Genomic DNA, 15,191 nt, shown 5'->3' on the forward strand with positions numbered 1-15,191 from the left:
AAGGCAGCCTGAAAAGACTGCCCCAGCAAACTAAACTAACCGAATATCACGCCAAGGCACAAAATCCAGCCCCAGCTTATCCGCCAACTGCCGCGCCTGAATAATCCCATCCTGAAAACGGTCATGCGTTTTAAACACCAATTCAGGACACAGCGAAAACACCGCCTTTTCAGTCGCCCGAAAATAAGCCATCTGATACGGCAAATGACGCAACAGCGAAGCAATCACACGCAACACATCATCAGGCAATGCGCCCACAGTTAAACGATGCACATATTCCACCGCAGCGGGCAGCACATCCGCAGGGATTTCCTCGATTGCCGCCACGCCAAAACGCTGATGCACCATTTTGTAAGCATCCGAATAACTGATGCCCCGCAGCCCAACAAGGGCAGAAACAGCTTGACGCAATGGCGTGCGCTGGTCCGCGGAAGTTTGAGAAGAAAGTTTCAGGCTGCCTGAAAGGATTTGCTCAATTTGCTCATCGCACCAAACAGCAAAGCGGGGGTCTAGCCAGCGGGCGAAGTGGATAGCAAGTTTTGGGTGTAGCCAAGTGCCGCCACCGTTTGCAGGCGAACCTTTTTTAACAATAACTAATTGATTTTTATCAAAGACGATTTTTAGGGTTTTTGACAAATGCTCCGCCAAATCAGAGATATATTCTTGATTTTGTTCTGTTTTAAGAAAATCAGGAACACGCTTGCCAAAATGGGCAGCAATAGCGGAAGCATTAAGAAATCCGTCATTACGGAATGAAACGGCGATGTCGCCAAAAGATTTGATTACGTTCATGTTGAACACCTCATAGTTTTAAGTTTAAGGAATCGCCCATTTGGGCGGGGTTGTCCTAACGCACTATGAGTAGCGTCCGGGTCGTTACCGATACCCGCAACCCCAAACTTTTAGGCAGCCTGAAAAGGTCAAGCCGCCCCGCTTTCGGGGTGTGATGCAAATGAAAAAACACGTCTGCCAACGTGATTTTCTCTCATAGTTTGTTAGGAACCCACATCATACCCCACCCCTTAACCTTTATCAACAGGAGACCCACCATGTCCACCCAAGCACTAAAAAACGCCATCACCCCCGCAAAAGCCAAACCGCTTTCCGAGCGCACCATCGCCGACCTGATGAGCGATGCCAAAATCAAAGCGCAAATGGCATTGGCCCTACCCAAACACATGACCGCCGACCGCCTGGCCCGCATCGCCACCACCGAAATGCGCCGCGTGCCCGCCTTGGCAAATTGCAGCCCCGAAAGTTTCCTAGGCGCAATCATGCAATGCGCCCAACTCGGCATAGAACCCAGCAACAGCCTAGGGCACGCCTACCTCATCCCCTTTGGCAACGGCAAAGACAAACAAGGACGCGCCAACGTGCAACTCATCATCGGCTATCGCGGCATGATAGACCTTGCCCGCCGCAGCGGACAAATCGTCAGCCTATCCGCCCGCGCCGTATATGAAAACGACGAGTTCAGCTACGAATACGGCTTGCATGAAGATTTAACCCACAAGCCCAGCGAAGACGGCAACACAGGCAGCCTAACCCACGTTTACGCCGTCGCCCGCCTGAAAGACGGCGGCATCCAGTTTGAAGTCATGAGCCGCGCCCAAGTAGATGCCATCCGCGCCCAAAGCAAAGCAGGCAACAGCGGACCGTGGCAAACGCACTACGAAGAAATGGCGAAAAAAACCGTTATCCGCCGTTTATTTAAATACCTGCCTGTATCGATTGAAATCCAAAAAGCCGTCGGGCTGGACGAACAAGCCGAAGCAGGCATAGACCAACAAAACGCCGCCTTTGCTTATGGCGAAATCATTGAAGCCGATTACAACGTCGTGCCGGCGGAGCCTGAAGCGCAGCCTGAAAAACCCACGCTAAACGAAGCCGAATTCAACGCCATCGCCGAACAAGTCAAAACAGGCGATGCCGAATACGACCAAATCATCGCCCAATATGATTTGACCGCCGAGCAAAAAGATTTGCTGGATAAATTGTAATGCCTGAAAGGCAGCCTGAAATCCGAAGCATAGGAACCCCGCAATGACCGTTATCACTGTTAAAGACCAAAGCCCCACCGAGCAAATCCTAAGCAGCCTGAAAACATGGCAGCGCGACGCCAAAAAATTCAAGCAGACCGCCCTGTACGACCTGTTGGTTGAAACCGCCGCCCACATCAAAAAGCAGGAAAAAGCCCTAAATGACGAAGGCAAAAAAGTGTTTGAAGAATTTACCCGCACCCCCGCCGACGCCGCCTTTTCCAACTACATCCGCGCCCGCGCAGGCTACCGGTGCGAGCGCTGCGGCAAACAGTACAAAGCCAAAAGCACCGGCCTGCAATGCAGCCACCACTTTTCCCGCCGCCACTACAACATCCGCTTCGACCCCGACAACGCCGCCGCCCTGTGCCACCACTGCCACAACTACTGGTATTCCAAAGACGTCCCCGAAGCCGCCCGCTGGCTTGAAGATAAAATCGGCCAAGAGCGAGTAAACCGCCTGATTGCCCTGAAAAACCAAAAACAAAGCAAACCCACCGCCAGCGAAGAAGCCGCCATCGCCGAAAAATACCGCCAACTGAAGGAGCAGCTATGAGCATCGCCCGCCTCACCGACGCCCTGTTCGACCAACTCGACCGCCTCGAAAGGCTCGACCCAGAAGACACCGAACGCATGAATGCCGAAATCGAACGCGCCCGCGCCGTCCACCTCGTCAGCGGCGACATCATCGAAACCGGTCGTCTCACCCTTGCCGCCGCCGAAATGGTCGGGCGCGGCATCAACAGCCCGCTATTGGAGAAACTCGAATGAACGCTGGTCAATTCAAAAAAGGGCAAATCCCTTGGAACAAAGGCACCAAAGGCATCATGCCCAAACCCGTCAACGGCTTTCAAAAAGGCAACAAATGCTGGAAAGAGCGCCCCGTCGGCAGCGAACGCAAAACCCGAGACGGCATCGAAGTCAAAACCGAAAACGGTTGGATACCGCGCGGTCGCCTTGTTCTGGGCACCTTTCCCATCGGATACGTTGTCCTGCACATCGACGGCGACCGCTACAACGACGCCCCCGACAACCTGATAGCCATCCCCCGCGCCGTATCCGTAACCCTAAACCGATGGGGCTACAAACACCAACCCCCGAGCCTGCGCCGCGCCTTTATCGCCCGCGCCATGCTCAACCACAGGATAAAGCAATGCAAATCATCGAAATCTACCGCCGCCTGAACCAATACCCCAAACGCCTGCAAAAACCCATGCGCGCCCAACTCAAAGCCCTGGTACTCAAGCAGCGCAAAACCATTCACGAAACAGGAGAACCCAAATGACCCAACAATTTAAATTCGGCGACCGCGTGCGCATAAAAGATGAACCGTTAACACCGTGGGAAAACGCGGGAATTATCTTTGCCATCTATGGAGATGAGAAGCGTGGATATTATGCAGCAGTTTGCTTTCAAGAATCTGGCGATTTTCAAGATGTTCCACTTGATGAAATAGAACGCGTCCCCCACCCCGACACCGCGAGGCTGGATTGGCTGATAGAAAACCAAGCCTATGTTGTGCACGAACTGCCTGATGAAGATTGCGCCTATTTCTCCGTCTCGCTTAACGCAGGAGGGCAAATAGCCGCAAATAGCACTGCCCGCCAAGCCATCGACAACGCCATGCGCGAAAAGGCAGCCTGAAATGCGCCACGGCAGCCTGTGCAGCGGCATTGAAGCCGCATCCGTGGCGCGGGAAACCTGCCGAGCAATGCCCCGACGCGCCGAGATACAAAGCAATCTGGAACAGTATGGCTGTGCCGGTGATGCGTTGGATAGGGCAACGGATTAAAGATTTTTTTTGAGACCGAAAGAAAACAACATGACACCCGAACTGACACCCGAACAAATCGAGAAAGAACGCGCCGCGTTTGAGGCGTGGATGGCTGAACTGTATCCAACCAACCAGCAAACGGAACGAGTGGGCGACGAATACAGCCGCCTTGGTACACAGTACAAATGGGAAGGCTGGCAAGCCAAAGCCGCGCAATCCGAATGGATAAGCGTGGAGGACAGGCTGCCTGAATTAAACAAAGAAGTATTGGTTGTATGGACGGATGGTGTATTTGGTTTTGCAACACGCATTGAGACAAAATATCACGAAGAAAGGTGGAATTGGGAAACAGCAGCGCTTGTCGAAACAATTACACACTGGCAACCCCTGATCGAACCACCCAAGGCAGCCTGAAAGGACACCCCGTGAAATCCCCAGCCACTCGTTACTGCATCCGCAAGATAGACGGCAACTGGCACGGCTGCACGCTCAACCACTTGCCACCCGACTACAATCACCAACCCAACAGAGCCAACCGCCGTTTGCCTCGCTACACCGAGCTAAAAAAATTCCCCAACCTGCAAGACGCGCAGCAATGGCTGGATGAACAAACAACCGAGGAGCAAGAATGAAACAATCCGAGACCAACGATGAATTATTGACGCCGGAAGACGTTGCCAAGATGCTATGCCTTTCCAAGCGAACTGTTTTAGAGCGTTATGCTATTCGTCCTGATTTCCCCGGTCGTATCGCCATATCCAAACGTAAATTTTGGTGGAAACGAAGTGAAGTGATGATATGGCTGGAACGAAACAAAGAAAAGCGCGCGGCAACATGAAAAAAGGAGCATTCCATCTTGGATGCTCCTTTTACTGAAAAACATACTTGCACCAAACTTACACCAAGCTACTTGCAAATTATTGTTTATATTAAATATCTTGGTGCGGATGGAGAGACTCGAACTCTCACACCTTGCGGCGCCAGAACCTAAATCTGGTGCGTCTACCAATTTCGCCACATCCGCGTTTCGTGTGAAAGCGCGGATTATACGGCTTTGCGGCAGAATTGCAAGCGGTTTTTGGCGGCGGGACGGGGTGTAGGCGGCGCGGTTAAAAGCGTTCGTTCGCTTGTAGATAGCGCCATTTTCCCTGCGGCAATGCGCCCAGTTTGATGCGCCCGACGCGGATGCGTTTTAAGCCGACCACGCGCAGCCCCACCAGTTCGCACATGCGGCGGATTTGGCGTTTTTTTCCTTGTTTCAACACGAAGCGCAGCTGGTCTTGGTTTTGCCAGCTTACTTGGGCGGGGCGCAGTTTTTCGCCGTCCAAGCTTAATCCGTGGTTAAGCAGGGCAAGCCCGTTCTCTTTCAGGCTGCCTTTCACGCGCACAAGGTATTCTTTTTCGCTGTTGCCGTTGTCGCCGATGAGCTGTTTGGCGATGCGCCCGTCTTGGGTGAGCACCAGCAAGCCGACCGAATCGATGTCCAGCCTGCCTGCGGGGGCGAGATTGCGGGTGTGGCTGGGGTGGAAGGCGATGCGGCTGGTGTCGCCTTCCCATTGGTTTTCGGCGGTGATGAGCTCAACGGCGGCGCGGTAGTCTTTTTCAGGCTGCCCGCTCACGAAGCCGACGGGTTTGTTCAACAAAATGGTTACGCGGTTGGCTTGTTGTTCGTGGGCTTGTTTGTTGAGGTCTATGCGGTCGGCGGGGCTGACTTTTTGCCCGAGCACGGCGGGGATGCCGTTTACGCGCACCCAGCCTTTTTCTATGTAGCTGTCGGCTTCGCGGCGTGAGCAGATGCCGAGTTCTGCCATGCGTTTGGATAGGCGGACGGGGTCGGTCATGGGGATTCCTTTTTGCGGGATGAGGCAGCCTGAAAACGGGGTTGAATGGTGTTTGCTTGGCTGGACTGGTTTTCAGGCTACCTTTGGGGTTGTGGCAAACTCGGGCTTGTTTATTGCAAGAGTGCGTTGTTGCTGCGCTAAACGGCGTTTCGGGCTGAAACCTTTGCAAAACCTACAACCGATAGCCTGTCGGCGGCTCGCCGACATCTTGGCAAACCAGTCATGCTTTGTTTAATCAGCCATTTGACGGCGAGCCGCCACCGTTCCATTTTAGATTTCAGGCTGCCTTTGGGGTTTTGCAGAGGTTTCAGGCTGCCTTACTGCGCCGTGTGATGCGTTTAACGTTTTCAGGCTGCCTCATCTTCCATAGGCAGCCTGAAACGCGGTTGGGCGATGCGAAAACGGTTTACGCTATTCTTCGCTAATGCTGTCCAACGCCAAACGGCGCTGCTCTTGCGCGGCATCCGGGCGCGATGAATGGTCGTACACTTTTGCCAGCACCAGGCGCGTTTGCGGCGCGGGATGCAGGGAAAGGCTGGCTTCCAGATAGCCTTGGGCTTTGCCCCACAGTTGTTTTTGCGCGGCAAGTTCGCCCAGATACATCAGCAGGCGTGCGTCTTTGGGGTTGTCTTTGAGCCATGCGTCGCCCGTGTCAATGGCTTTTTGCTGGCGGCGGTCGTCCAAATAACGCACGCTGGCAACGAATGGCGGCAGCAAGTTGGCATCGCGCGTGGCGGGGTAATGGGTGTTTACCCATGCGATGGCTTGGTCGTATAAACCCAACTCGTTGTATTTTCTGGCGATGGCAACGTTCAGGGCGTTGTTGCGCAGGGTTTCGGGGATGCGTTTGAGGCAGGCTTTCATGCCCACGGCATCGGTCGCCAAATCCAGCAGTTTGCGGTAGGCGACTTCGGCGGTTTGTTGCGCTTCGGTTTCGTTCATCGCACCCGCGCGGTGCAGTTTTTCGGTTTTGTCCAAAATATCCAGCGCGTCGCCCTTGTCTAACGCCATGCGCAGTTGCAAGCGCGCCAAGCGGGTAAGGCGCGGGTTGATTTGGGCGGCGGCGGTGAGATGGGTGTTGGCGGTGTCATAATCTTGTTGATTCAGCGCGCTTTCAGCCAGCAGCAAATGGCGCGATAGCTGGGCTTTGCCGGGCAGCTGGGCGATGTCGTTCAGATATTGGTCGCGCGCTTCGGTGTTGTGGCTTTGGTCGGCGGCGTGCGCGGCAAGCATCAGGGCAAGCATGCGATTGTCGCCCGCCTGTTTGTTTGCCAGTACTTTATCGGCGTGTTGCGCGGCTTCTTGGAACTTGCCTTCAAAATATGCCAAGCCTGCGGCGTTGAGCTCCTGCACGGCTTTACGGCTGCGGCGCGATGCGCCGAATTGGCTTAACCGGTGCGGCGTGCCGAAAATGCTCACCAACAATTTAATCAGCAAATACCACACGAATACGCTCAGCAAAGCAGCAATGATGAAGAAGTTCAGGTTCATCCGCAGCGAATAGCCCTCCACCACGAAATAAACGTTGCCGGTGTAGGTTTTGGCGAGCATGGCAAGCCCGATGGCGCAGAGAAATAGGAAGATTATCCAAATGAGCTGTTTCATGCTTTGGCTCCTTTGGTTTCGCTGGCGGGTTTAGCCACCGGCTCGGAGGCGGATGGTTTGGATGCAGGCTGGCTGGCGGCTTTGCTGTCTGCTTTTTCGGATTTGGGTTCGGATGCGGCTGGCGTAGTTGGGGTTGGAGCTGCGGGCGCGGGTTGCGATGCCGCTTTGGGCGCGGATGCCGCTTGCGCAACAGGCGCGGCAGGCTTGCTTTCAGGCAGCACCACAGGCAACGCGGTGCGCACGTTGTTTTGATAATCGCGCACGGCGGCAAGGCTGGCTTTGAGCGATTCGTCTGAAATCATGCGGATTTCTACCGATTTGAGCTCGCCCACTTCTTTGAGCCATGTTTGGGTGTTGGGCGATTGCACGTCAAAATAGCGTTTAACGGTTTCTTCGATGGCGGCAAGGTCGTTTTGATAGACTTCGCTGTTGTGTTGCAACAGGGCAAGCCGCGCGTCTAACAGGCGCATGCGCAGGTTTTCGCGCAGGTAGAACACTTGTTCCGAGCCGATGAGCATGGCATCGTTGTTATCCAGCTTGCGCACTTCCACCATGCTTTTCACCAGCTCGCTGGTGTTGTCCCATGCGCGTGTCCAGAAGCTGCCTGCTTTGGATGTGGGCGCGGGCTCGGCGTTTTGGGCGTTCATGGTGCTGTCCACCAGCAGCGGCAGGCTGTCCACCGCGCTTTCCAAGCGGTCTAGGCGCAGGGCGGTGGCGGAAACGTTGAGATAGGGGCGGTTTTTCAGCGCGGCCAAATCTTGGCTGATGGCTTGTTTGATGGGCAGCAATTCAGGCTGCTCAAAGCGGCTGAGGCGTTGTTCAACGTTTTCCAACACGGCGGTGGCAACGGGCACATTGCCCGATAGCAAAAGCTGTTGCGATGCGGTGTTGAGCGTTACTTCAATTTCGTCCACCAGCCAGTTTACGCGCCCTTTGAGCAGCTCGGCGTAGGCGCGGTGGATGCCGTCTAGCGTTTGCGCGGTGTCGCCTTCGTTTTGCAGGATTTTGCTTAACTGTGCGTCTAGCTCGGCTTGTTTGGCGAGGGTGGATTGCAGCAGCGCGGCGTTTTCGCTGTTGCCCAGCGCGGCTTTGTTTAAATCTTGCCCAATACGCATTTCTTGTTGTTTGAGCACGTTTTGCCCTTGCACGAATAAAAAGCCGCTTGCGCCCAGTGCAATCAGCGAGAGCACGAGCGCGCCTGTGGCGATGCCGCGCCCGCCGCTGCTTTTTTGTTGGATGACGATGGGTTGTGGTTGCGGCGCGGGTTCCGGTTGTTTTACGGGCTGTTTTACGGATTGTTGTGCCGGCTGTTTTTCAGGCTGCTTTTGCGGAGCAGATTGGGCAACGGGTTCGGCGGGTTTTTCAGGCTGCGTTTGGGGTTCGGTTGTTTGGGTTTCAATGGCTGGTTCGCTGCGGGCAGCTTGGTTTTCAGGCTGCCGGTTGGGTGTGTTGTCGGTCATTTGGGAATGCTCCGTGATGAAAAATGGTGAAGCGCATCGCTGAGTCGGGCTACGGTGTGAACGTGGCTTGCGCCGAGCGCGGTTAGGGTTTGGGCGATGCGCATGTGTTGTGTGAAGTATAGCAAGGATTTGAGATTTTGCGTAAACGCTTGCGGGCATTGCGTAAACAGCTCTTGGGCGAGCTGCGATGAGGTTACCCATGCGGCTTGGGCTTGGGCAGCCTGAAAAGTTTGCCAGTTGAGCGGTTGGGGAATGCGTTGGTAGCATTCGGCGTATTGCACGGCGAAGCCGCGTTGGTGCAGGGTTTGGGCGAGGTGTTCGCGCCCGCCCTGCCCACGGATGATGACGATGGTGCCGCCTTGGGGCAGCGTGTGCCAGATGGGTAAGGCGAGGGCGGCTTCGCTGTCGTTGCCGTTTTGCGGGGCGTGGATGTTGGCAAAGCCTTGTTGGCGCAGGGCTTGGGCGGTTTGGCTGCCGACGGCGATGTGTGGGATTTTTGTTTTCAGGCTGCCTATATGGGGTGCGGCGATTTCTGCGGCGGTGGGGCTCACCCAAAACAGGGCTTGGGCGGGGGCGATGGTTTGCGGCAGCCTGAAAAGGGTGTCGGGGATGGGCGCGATGCGGATGGGGGCAAAGGGGACGGCTTGCCAGCCTGCGGCGGTGCAGGCGGCGATGTCGGCGGCGAGGCGGTTTTCGGGGCGGATGAGGAGGATGGCGGGCATGGTGGGATGATTGGAATTGGGTGGCTGTTTCAGGCTGCCTATTGGGGGCTGTTTATTGGGTTGTGAGGCAGCCTGAAAACTAAAATGGAACAGCAACGGTTAGTTGCTAAATGGTGTGTTTAATCGGGTTGGGGAAATGTTGGCGAGCCGCTGACGCCCCATTGGGTTGCGGGCTTGGCAAAGGTTTCTGTAAGCGCCATTGGTTGTGGGTTTCAGGCTGAAACCTTTGAAAAATTTGCAACCGATGGGGCATTGGCGGCTCGCCGATATTTGGGTAAAGCAGCGATGCTCTGTGTTAATAAGCCATTTGGTAGCGAACTGCCGCTGTTCCCTTTTAGATTTCAGGCTGCCGTTGGGGTTTTGCAAAGGTTTTAGGCTGCCTCATATCCCACTAAACAGTTTCTACTCCAATAGGCAGCCTGAAAATGGACAAGGAATGGTTAATGCTGCATGGGGTGCAGGGGCTTGCCCCTGCTCGTGGTAGGCGGCGAAACGCCTGCTCTAGCAAAAAATAGGCAAAAGGTAGCCTGAAAGCAGGTGGGCATTATAGATGTTTATGTTAAAAAGCGTAATTTTATGCTAAATTGGAGCTGGGTTTTAGCTTCGCAACTCCGCTTCGCTACGCAGGCTGCCTGATATTGCTGCTGTTGCGGCTGGAATTTTTTAGAGACAAGGAGATTAAAATGACAACGGAATCATTGGAAAACAACGCATTAGCAAAAAAAGTGATATTGGTAACGGGCGCATCGCAGGGCTTGGGCGCGGAAGTGGCGAAGTCTTGCGCGGCGGCGGGGGCAACGGTGGTGTTGCTGGGGCGCAGCCAGAAGAAATTGGAAAAAGTGTATGACGAAGTGATGGCGGCGGGCGATGCCGAGCCGTTTGCCATTTGCTTTGACATGATGGGCGCAGAGGAGCTGGAATTTGAACAACTGGTGCGCACGTTGGCAGACGCGACGCAGGGTAAATTGGATGGGGTGATTCATTGCGCGAGCTATTTTTACGCGCTTTCGCCGTTGGATTTTCAAACGGTGGCGGAGTGGGTGAACCAATATCGCATCAACACGGTGGCGCCGATGGCTTTAACGCGGGCGGTGTTGCCGCTGCTGAAAGAATCGCCCGATGCTTCGGTGATTTTTGTGGGCGAAAGCCACGGCGAAGCGCCGCAGGCGTATTGGGGCGGCTTTGGCGCGAGCAAGGCGGCGCTGAATTATCTGTGCAAGGTGGCGGCGGACGAATGGGAGCGTTTCCCCAATTTGCGCGCGAACGTGCTGGTGCCGGGGTCTATTAACTCGCCGCAGCGCATCAAAACCCACCCCGGGGAAACGGCGGCGGAGCGCAAGGATATGGCGGACATTACGCCTGATTTTGTGTGGTGGGCGAGCGAGCAAAGCAAGGGGCGCAGCGGGGAGATTGTTTACTTATAGCCATTGCATAGATTGAGGCAGCCTGAAAATGGGTAGAACCGTTTTCAGGCTGCCTTTTTTGTGGTGTAGATGAATGCCCTACTCTATTGTCGCTTCCGCAAGAATGAACGTTCCACACCAAAATAAGTAGTACACGACAGCAATAACACCAGCACAAAAATCAGCGGGAATGTTGCTATATAAACCAACAAACCATGCGCTTGGAAATTAAACCAACCGCCCAACACAAACACGCTATACAACACCACGCCATGCGTTAAATAAATGCTGTAACTCATATCACCCAACATTTTCATGCCGTGATGTCGCAAAATGCCGCCAAAATCGTAACCACCCGCCAGCATAACAAACAGCAATGCCACCAAAATGCGGTTAAGCGGTGTGTAAGGCGGAAATAAAAATGCCGTTGCCAATAGCAAAAGCGGCACTGCCACATTCAGCCATTTTTTATATTGTTGTATCCATGGCAACAACACATCGCTTAAACTCACCGCCGCAGCGGAGAGCACAAATTGCCAATAATGGTGGGTATCGGTTTGCGTGATAATCCAAACAAACAATGCGCCGCATAATGCCATCACGCCCCATTGTTTTTTATTGCTCGCAGGCAATTGGTGCATTGCCGTATGAATAAACGGCAGGCTGAAATAAAACCCCCATTCATAAAGCAACGTCCATTGCACGCCTGCATTGGAAACAAAGCTGATAAAGCCATTGAGTGGCTGATAGCGAAAAGTTGCCCAGTGAAAAAGCCAATCTGCACCATCCCAAAACGCCACATTTTCCACACCCACTGCTTTAAAGCTGGCATACACCACAAACAGTAGCGACAGCAGATACAACGGCATAATCCGCCGAATGCGCGCGATGTATAAGTTTTTCCAATTGATTTCTTTTTGTTTGAGTTTATTAAGAAAAAGAAAGCCTGTAATCATAAAAAACAGGCTAACGGGAATCGCGCCAAGGTTTTGTGCAAAATACATCCAATGCAAGCCAAAGTTATCAGCAACAGCCCACTCTCCTTGCAAACTCCAACGATGCAGCAAATAAAAATGATGAGCGAACACAAAAGTTGCCAACACGCCGCGCAAACCATCCAATGGTGAATCACGGTGGGTGGAATCAAATTTTTCACTGATTTTTTGCGGCATTCGCGCCAATAAAAATGCCACCAATGCCATGGATAGCATTACCAAAAAAGTCAATAAAACCAACGCTAATCTAGGCTCTCTCATAACCCCAACTCATTCAAAAACCGCACATCATCCGCCCACCCCGATTTCACCTTCACCCAAACCTTCAAGAAAATCTTGCAGTCAAACAGCTTTTCCATATCCAGCCGCGCTTCGGTGGAGATTTTTTTCAGCTTTTCGCCGCCCTTGCCAATCACAATCGGCTTTTGGTTTTCCTTATCCACCAACACGGCAACATAAATATGATAAATGCCCTCGCCCGCGTCAAACTTTTCCACTTCCACGTTCATCGCGTAAGGCAGCTCTTCGCCCAGATAGCGAAACAGCTTTTCGCGCACGATTTCCGCCGCCAAAAAACGGCTGGATTTATCGGTAATCATGTCTTCGGGGTACATCGGCACGCTTTCGGGCAGATAGCTTTTCAGCTTCGCCAGCAAGTTGGCAATGCGTAGCCCATGCTTGGCGCTCACCACTTCATAGCCTGCAAAATCAAATTCTTGCATCACTTCGGCGATGAATGCATCAAGCGTTGCGGCATCTTTGGCTTTGTTTTTGTCAATTTTGTTTACCACCAGCATCACAGGCGTGTTTTTGGGCAATTGTTTCAGCACAATGCGGTCGGCATCGGAAAAACGCAGCGCTTCCACCACAAAAACAATCACGTCCACGCCGCTCACGGCTTCGGTTACGTTTAAATTTAAGCGGTCGTTCAAGGCGTTGCGATGGTAGGTTTGGAAGCCTGGGGTGTCCACGAAAACAAATTGCGCGGTGTCGTCGGTATAGATACCCGTTACTCGGTTGCGCGTGGTTTGGGCTTTTTTGCTGGTGATGCTGATTTTTTGCCCAATCAGGTGGTTCATCAGCGTGGATTTGCCCACGTTGGGCCGCCCCACAATGGCGATAAAGCCGCAGCGATAGCCTTCGGCGGCGGTTTTTTCGTTGGCTAAAAATTCTTCTAGGTTCATGGCTGGGCTTTCTTGGGTAATGGGGTTGATGATGGGTAAACAGAAATACGATTTTCAGGCTGCCTCAACGTATTAGGCAGCCTGAAAGTCATTCTTTGGGCAGCTTCTGCTGCACCCTATTTAAAAATCCACGCAAAATATCAATGTCTTCCGTGGTGGTGTCGGCACGGTTAAACAGCGAATGCAGGCGGCGCATCATGCGCTCTTGGTTGCGGCGGCGGAAAAAATCCAGTTGCACCATGGTATCTTCCAAATGCTGCACCATGCCCGCCACTTGCTCGGCGGTGGCGAGATTGCGCTCGGGAATCAGGTGGCTCATGTCCATGTTTACATGGCTAAACAGCTCGTAGCACACCACTTGCACGGCTTGGGCAAGGTTGAGCGAGAAGTAATCGGGGTTACCCGAAATGGTCATCAGGCGGTTGCATTGTTGCACTTCGTCTATGCTGAGCCCATAAGTTTCGTTGCCAAACACCAGCGCGATTTGCTGCCCTACTTGGGCGGCGGCAAGCAGGCTGGGGGCGAGTTGGCGCGGGGTTTGCAGCGGCGTGGTCAGCTCGCGGCGGCGGCTGGTGAGGGCGCAGCTTAATGTTGTGCCTGCTAACGCTTCGGGCAGCGTGGCGACGATTTTGGCGCGTTCCAGCACGTCTCTTGCGCCTGATGACAGCACAAAGCTCTCTTCGGGTAGCCTGAAATCGGCGGCTTGCTCGGCGATAAAGGCGGGCGGCTCGGGGGTCATCGGCGTTGCCATGATGTTGGGGGCAACGAGGGTGAGCCGGGTTAAGCCCATGGTTTTCATGGCGCGGGCGGCGGCGCCAATGTTGGCGGGGTGGCTGGTGCGCGAGAGGACGATACGGATGTTGGCAAGATAGGCGGGGAGCGTGGGCATGATGATGGTGTGAGGATGGTTTTCAGGCTGCCTATTATACAAGAGTAGGCAGCCTGAAAATGGGTTGCGGGTGAACTTTATGATGCGTGTTGGCTGGTTGCGTGGCAATTATATGCGGCTGAAATAGGCAGCCTGAAAACCCTTACTCCCAAACAGCAGCCTGAAATTTAAAATGGAGCGGCGGCTCGCCGCCAAATGACTGATGAAACACAGCATTACAGGTTTACCCAAATGTCGGCGAGCCGCCGACGCTCCATCGGTTGCAGGCTCTACAAAGGTTTCAGCCTGAAACGCACTTTGCCCGCTGGTGGGCGCATCTTGCGTGTAAAATCCCGCCTTGCCGCGTGGCAATCGCCCGCGCCGTTGCCCCCCGATAAACAGCCTGCGTAGCGCAGCGAAGTTGTGAAGCTAAAACCCTTTCCCCCGATTGATTATGACCCTATCCATCGTTACTGCCCTCCCCCTGCCCGATTATCTTGCCCACGCCACCGCCATCAGGCAGCCTGAAAACCCCGTTTACCTGCGCTACGACGAGCGCGGTTTGTGCCTGTGCCAACAAGGCGAAAAAGGCGTGGTGCAAGTGGATTTTGCGGGCGGCGCAGCGCAGCATCGGCGCACCCAAGGCGGCGGCGAATTGATTGCCAAAGCCGTGCAGCATACCGCGCGCCCCGTGGTGTGGGACGCAACGGGCGGCTTGGGGCGCGACAGCTTTGTGTTGGCGAGTTTGAACCTTGCCGTGCACACGTTTGAACAGCATCCCGCCGTGTTCGCGCTGCTGCAAGACGGTTTGCACCGCGCCGCGCAGTCGCCCGAAATCGCCACCATCGCCGCACGCATCACACTGCATCAGGGCAACGCCGCCGAGCTGATGCCCGCGCTTGCCGCGCAAACGGGCCAGCCCGATGTGGTTTATTTAGACCCGATGTATCCCGAGCGGCAAAAATCCGCCGCCGTTAAAAAAGAAATGGCGTATTTCCACGCGCTGATTGGGCAGCCTGAAAACGAGTTCAGCGCATTTTCCGCCAACGATGCCGCGCTGTTTCAGGCTGCCCGCGCGGTTGCCAAAAAACGCATCGTGGTGAAACGCCCGCGCTTGGGCGCGTTTTTGTGCGGCGAAAAGCCTGCGTATCAGTATGCGGGCAAATCCACGCGGTTTGATGTTTATTTGCCGAGGGCAGGTTGATGCGCGCCACACAAGCCAAATCAGCCCTGCCAATAGAATAAGCAAACGCAGCCTGAAACCCGCCCCCGCAGTTTTCAGGCTGCCCTTATTTCGTTT

At 54.2% G+C, this 15,191-nt stretch carries 21 protein-coding genes and 1 tRNA gene; 13 read left to right on the forward strand and 9 right to left on the reverse strand.

The window, feature by feature from the left end; all coding sequences use genetic code 11:
* Positions 1–30: 30 nt before the first annotated feature.
* Positions 31–792 (reverse strand): KilA-N domain-containing protein, encoded by a 762-nt coding sequence (locus H3L93_RS07055; RefSeq protein ID WP_003794840.1) that lies wholly within the window; start codon positions 790–792, stop codon positions 31–33.
* Positions 793–1,049: 257 nt separating this feature from the next.
* Between H3L93_RS07055 and recT the strand changes: the two genes are divergently transcribed.
* The 9 genes from recT to H3L93_RS07095 all read left to right on the forward strand — a co-directional run bounded on the left by recT (position 1,050) and on the right by H3L93_RS07095 (position 4,651).
* Complete coding sequence (gene recT / locus H3L93_RS07060) at positions 1,050–2,000, forward strand: recombination protein RecT (RefSeq protein ID WP_003794838.1); 951 nt, start codon at positions 1,050–1,052, stop codon at positions 1,998–2,000.
* A 43-nt stretch (positions 2,001–2,043) separates the two neighbouring features.
* The gene (locus H3L93_RS07065) at positions 2,044–2,595 is read left to right on the forward strand and encodes an HNH endonuclease (RefSeq protein ID WP_003794836.1); all 552 of its coding nucleotides are present in this window, start codon (positions 2,044–2,046) and stop codon (positions 2,593–2,595) included.
* Positions 2,592–2,810, forward strand: coding sequence for a hypothetical protein (locus H3L93_RS07070; protein WP_003794833.1), 219 nt, complete (start codon positions 2,592–2,594; stop codon positions 2,808–2,810). The genes H3L93_RS07065 and H3L93_RS07070 overlap by 4 nt, the downstream gene beginning before the upstream one ends.
* Positions 2,807–3,223: an HNH endonuclease gene (locus H3L93_RS07075; RefSeq protein WP_003794832.1), complete on the forward strand. Its 417-nt coding sequence runs from the start codon at positions 2,807–2,809 to the stop codon at positions 3,221–3,223. Before H3L93_RS07070 ends, H3L93_RS07075 begins: the two co-directional genes overlap by 4 nt.
* Positions 3,193–3,324, forward strand: a complete 132-nt coding sequence (locus H3L93_RS13340; protein WP_268884206.1) for a hypothetical protein — start codon at positions 3,193–3,195, stop codon at positions 3,322–3,324. The genes H3L93_RS07075 and H3L93_RS13340 overlap by 31 nt, the downstream gene beginning before the upstream one ends.
* The gene (locus tag H3L93_RS07080; protein ID WP_003794830.1) at positions 3,321–3,683 is read left to right on the forward strand and encodes a hypothetical protein; all 363 of its coding nucleotides are present in this window, start codon (positions 3,321–3,323) and stop codon (positions 3,681–3,683) included. The genes H3L93_RS13340 and H3L93_RS07080 overlap by 4 nt, the downstream gene beginning before the upstream one ends.
* Before the next feature lie 178 nt (positions 3,684–3,861).
* The gene (locus tag H3L93_RS07085; protein ID WP_003794826.1) at positions 3,862–4,227 is read left to right on the forward strand and encodes a DUF551 domain-containing protein; all 366 of its coding nucleotides are present in this window, start codon (positions 3,862–3,864) and stop codon (positions 4,225–4,227) included.
* Between the two features lie 11 nt (positions 4,228–4,238).
* Positions 4,239–4,445 (forward strand): hypothetical protein, encoded by a 207-nt coding sequence (locus H3L93_RS07090; RefSeq protein ID WP_003794823.1) that lies wholly within the window; start codon positions 4,239–4,241, stop codon positions 4,443–4,445.
* The gene (locus H3L93_RS07095; RefSeq protein ID WP_003794822.1) at positions 4,442–4,651 is read left to right on the forward strand and encodes a helix-turn-helix transcriptional regulator; all 210 of its coding nucleotides are present in this window, start codon (positions 4,442–4,444) and stop codon (positions 4,649–4,651) included. Before H3L93_RS07090 ends, H3L93_RS07095 begins: the two co-directional genes overlap by 4 nt.
* Positions 4,652–4,752: 101 nt before the next feature.
* On the opposite strand, the gene H3L93_RS07100 is transcribed toward H3L93_RS07095, so the two are convergent.
* Together H3L93_RS07100 and H3L93_RS07105 are read right to left on the reverse strand one after the other, a co-directional pair.
* Positions 4,753–4,837: transfer RNA gene (locus H3L93_RS07100), tRNA-Leu, on the reverse strand.
* 85 nt (positions 4,838–4,922) lie between these two features.
* Complete coding sequence (locus H3L93_RS07105) at positions 4,923–5,654, reverse strand: pseudouridine synthase (RefSeq protein WP_003794820.1); 732 nt, start codon at positions 5,652–5,654, stop codon at positions 4,923–4,925.
* A 227-nt stretch (positions 5,655–5,881) separates the two neighbouring features.
* On the opposite strand from H3L93_RS07105, the gene H3L93_RS07110 reads away from it, so the two are divergent.
* Positions 5,882–6,079 carry a hypothetical protein gene (locus H3L93_RS07110; protein WP_003794816.1) on the forward strand — a complete coding sequence of 66 codons (198 nt, stop codon included), beginning with the start codon at positions 5,882–5,884 and terminating at the stop codon, positions 6,077–6,079.
* On the opposite strand, the gene H3L93_RS07115 is transcribed toward H3L93_RS07110, so the two are convergent.
* From H3L93_RS07115 to H3L93_RS07125, 3 genes are read right to left on the reverse strand one after another with little or no spacing between them, the layout of a single operon-like run.
* On the reverse strand, positions 6,066–7,259 hold the full coding sequence (locus H3L93_RS07115; RefSeq protein ID WP_003794814.1) for a heme biosynthesis HemY N-terminal domain-containing protein: 1,194 nt from the start codon (positions 7,257–7,259) through the stop codon (positions 6,066–6,068). The two genes, H3L93_RS07110 and H3L93_RS07115, sit on opposite strands and share 14 nt — an antisense overlap.
* Positions 7,256–8,719, reverse strand: coding sequence for a uroporphyrinogen-III C-methyltransferase (locus H3L93_RS07120; protein WP_003794811.1), 1,464 nt, complete (start codon positions 8,717–8,719; stop codon positions 7,256–7,258). Before H3L93_RS07120 ends, H3L93_RS07115 begins: the two co-directional genes overlap by 4 nt.
* Positions 8,716–9,537 (reverse strand): uroporphyrinogen-III synthase, encoded by an 822-nt coding sequence (locus H3L93_RS07125; RefSeq protein ID WP_246313963.1) that lies wholly within the window; start codon positions 9,535–9,537, stop codon positions 8,716–8,718. The genes H3L93_RS07120 and H3L93_RS07125 overlap by 4 nt, the downstream gene beginning before the upstream one ends.
* A gap of 587 nt (positions 9,538–10,124) precedes the next feature.
* Between H3L93_RS07125 and H3L93_RS07130 the strand changes: the two genes are divergently transcribed.
* Positions 10,125–10,865, forward strand: coding sequence for an SDR family oxidoreductase (locus H3L93_RS07130; RefSeq protein ID WP_050755541.1), 741 nt, complete (start codon positions 10,125–10,127; stop codon positions 10,863–10,865).
* Positions 10,866–10,948: 83 nt separating this feature from the next.
* Here H3L93_RS07130 and H3L93_RS07135 read toward each other — a convergent pair whose 3' ends face one another.
* The 3 genes from H3L93_RS07135 to H3L93_RS07145 form a co-directional block, all read right to left on the reverse strand.
* Positions 10,949–12,100 carry an acyltransferase family protein gene (locus H3L93_RS07135; RefSeq protein WP_003794803.1) on the reverse strand — a complete coding sequence of 384 codons (1,152 nt, stop codon included), beginning with the start codon at positions 12,098–12,100 and terminating at the stop codon, positions 10,949–10,951.
* Positions 12,097–13,023, reverse strand: a complete 927-nt coding sequence (era, locus tag H3L93_RS07140) for a GTPase Era (protein ID WP_003794800.1) — start codon at positions 13,021–13,023, stop codon at positions 12,097–12,099. Before era ends, H3L93_RS07135 begins: the two co-directional genes overlap by 4 nt.
* 88 nt (positions 13,024–13,111) lie before the next feature.
* Entirely contained in the window at positions 13,112–13,912 is an 801-nt protein-coding gene (locus H3L93_RS07145) for an RNA methyltransferase (RefSeq protein ID WP_003794798.1), read from the reverse strand.
* Between the two features lie 231 nt (positions 13,913–14,143).
* On the opposite strand from H3L93_RS07145, the gene H3L93_RS07150 reads away from it, so the two are divergent.
* Both H3L93_RS07150 and H3L93_RS07155 read left to right on the forward strand, forming a co-directional pair.
* The gene (locus tag H3L93_RS07150; RefSeq protein WP_182077682.1) at positions 14,144–14,302 is read left to right on the forward strand and encodes a hypothetical protein; all 159 of its coding nucleotides are present in this window, start codon (positions 14,144–14,146) and stop codon (positions 14,300–14,302) included.
* A 43-nt stretch (positions 14,303–14,345) separates the two neighbouring features.
* A complete protein-coding gene (locus H3L93_RS07155) occupies positions 14,346–15,095 on the forward strand; it encodes a class I SAM-dependent methyltransferase (RefSeq protein WP_003794795.1) in 750 nt (249 codons plus the stop codon).
* The last annotated feature ends 96 nt before the right edge of the window (positions 15,096–15,191 follow it).

It is taken from the genome of Kingella oralis (genome assembly GCF_014054985.1).
Taxonomy (GTDB): domain Bacteria; phylum Pseudomonadota; class Gammaproteobacteria; order Burkholderiales; family Neisseriaceae; genus Kingella_B; species Kingella_B oralis.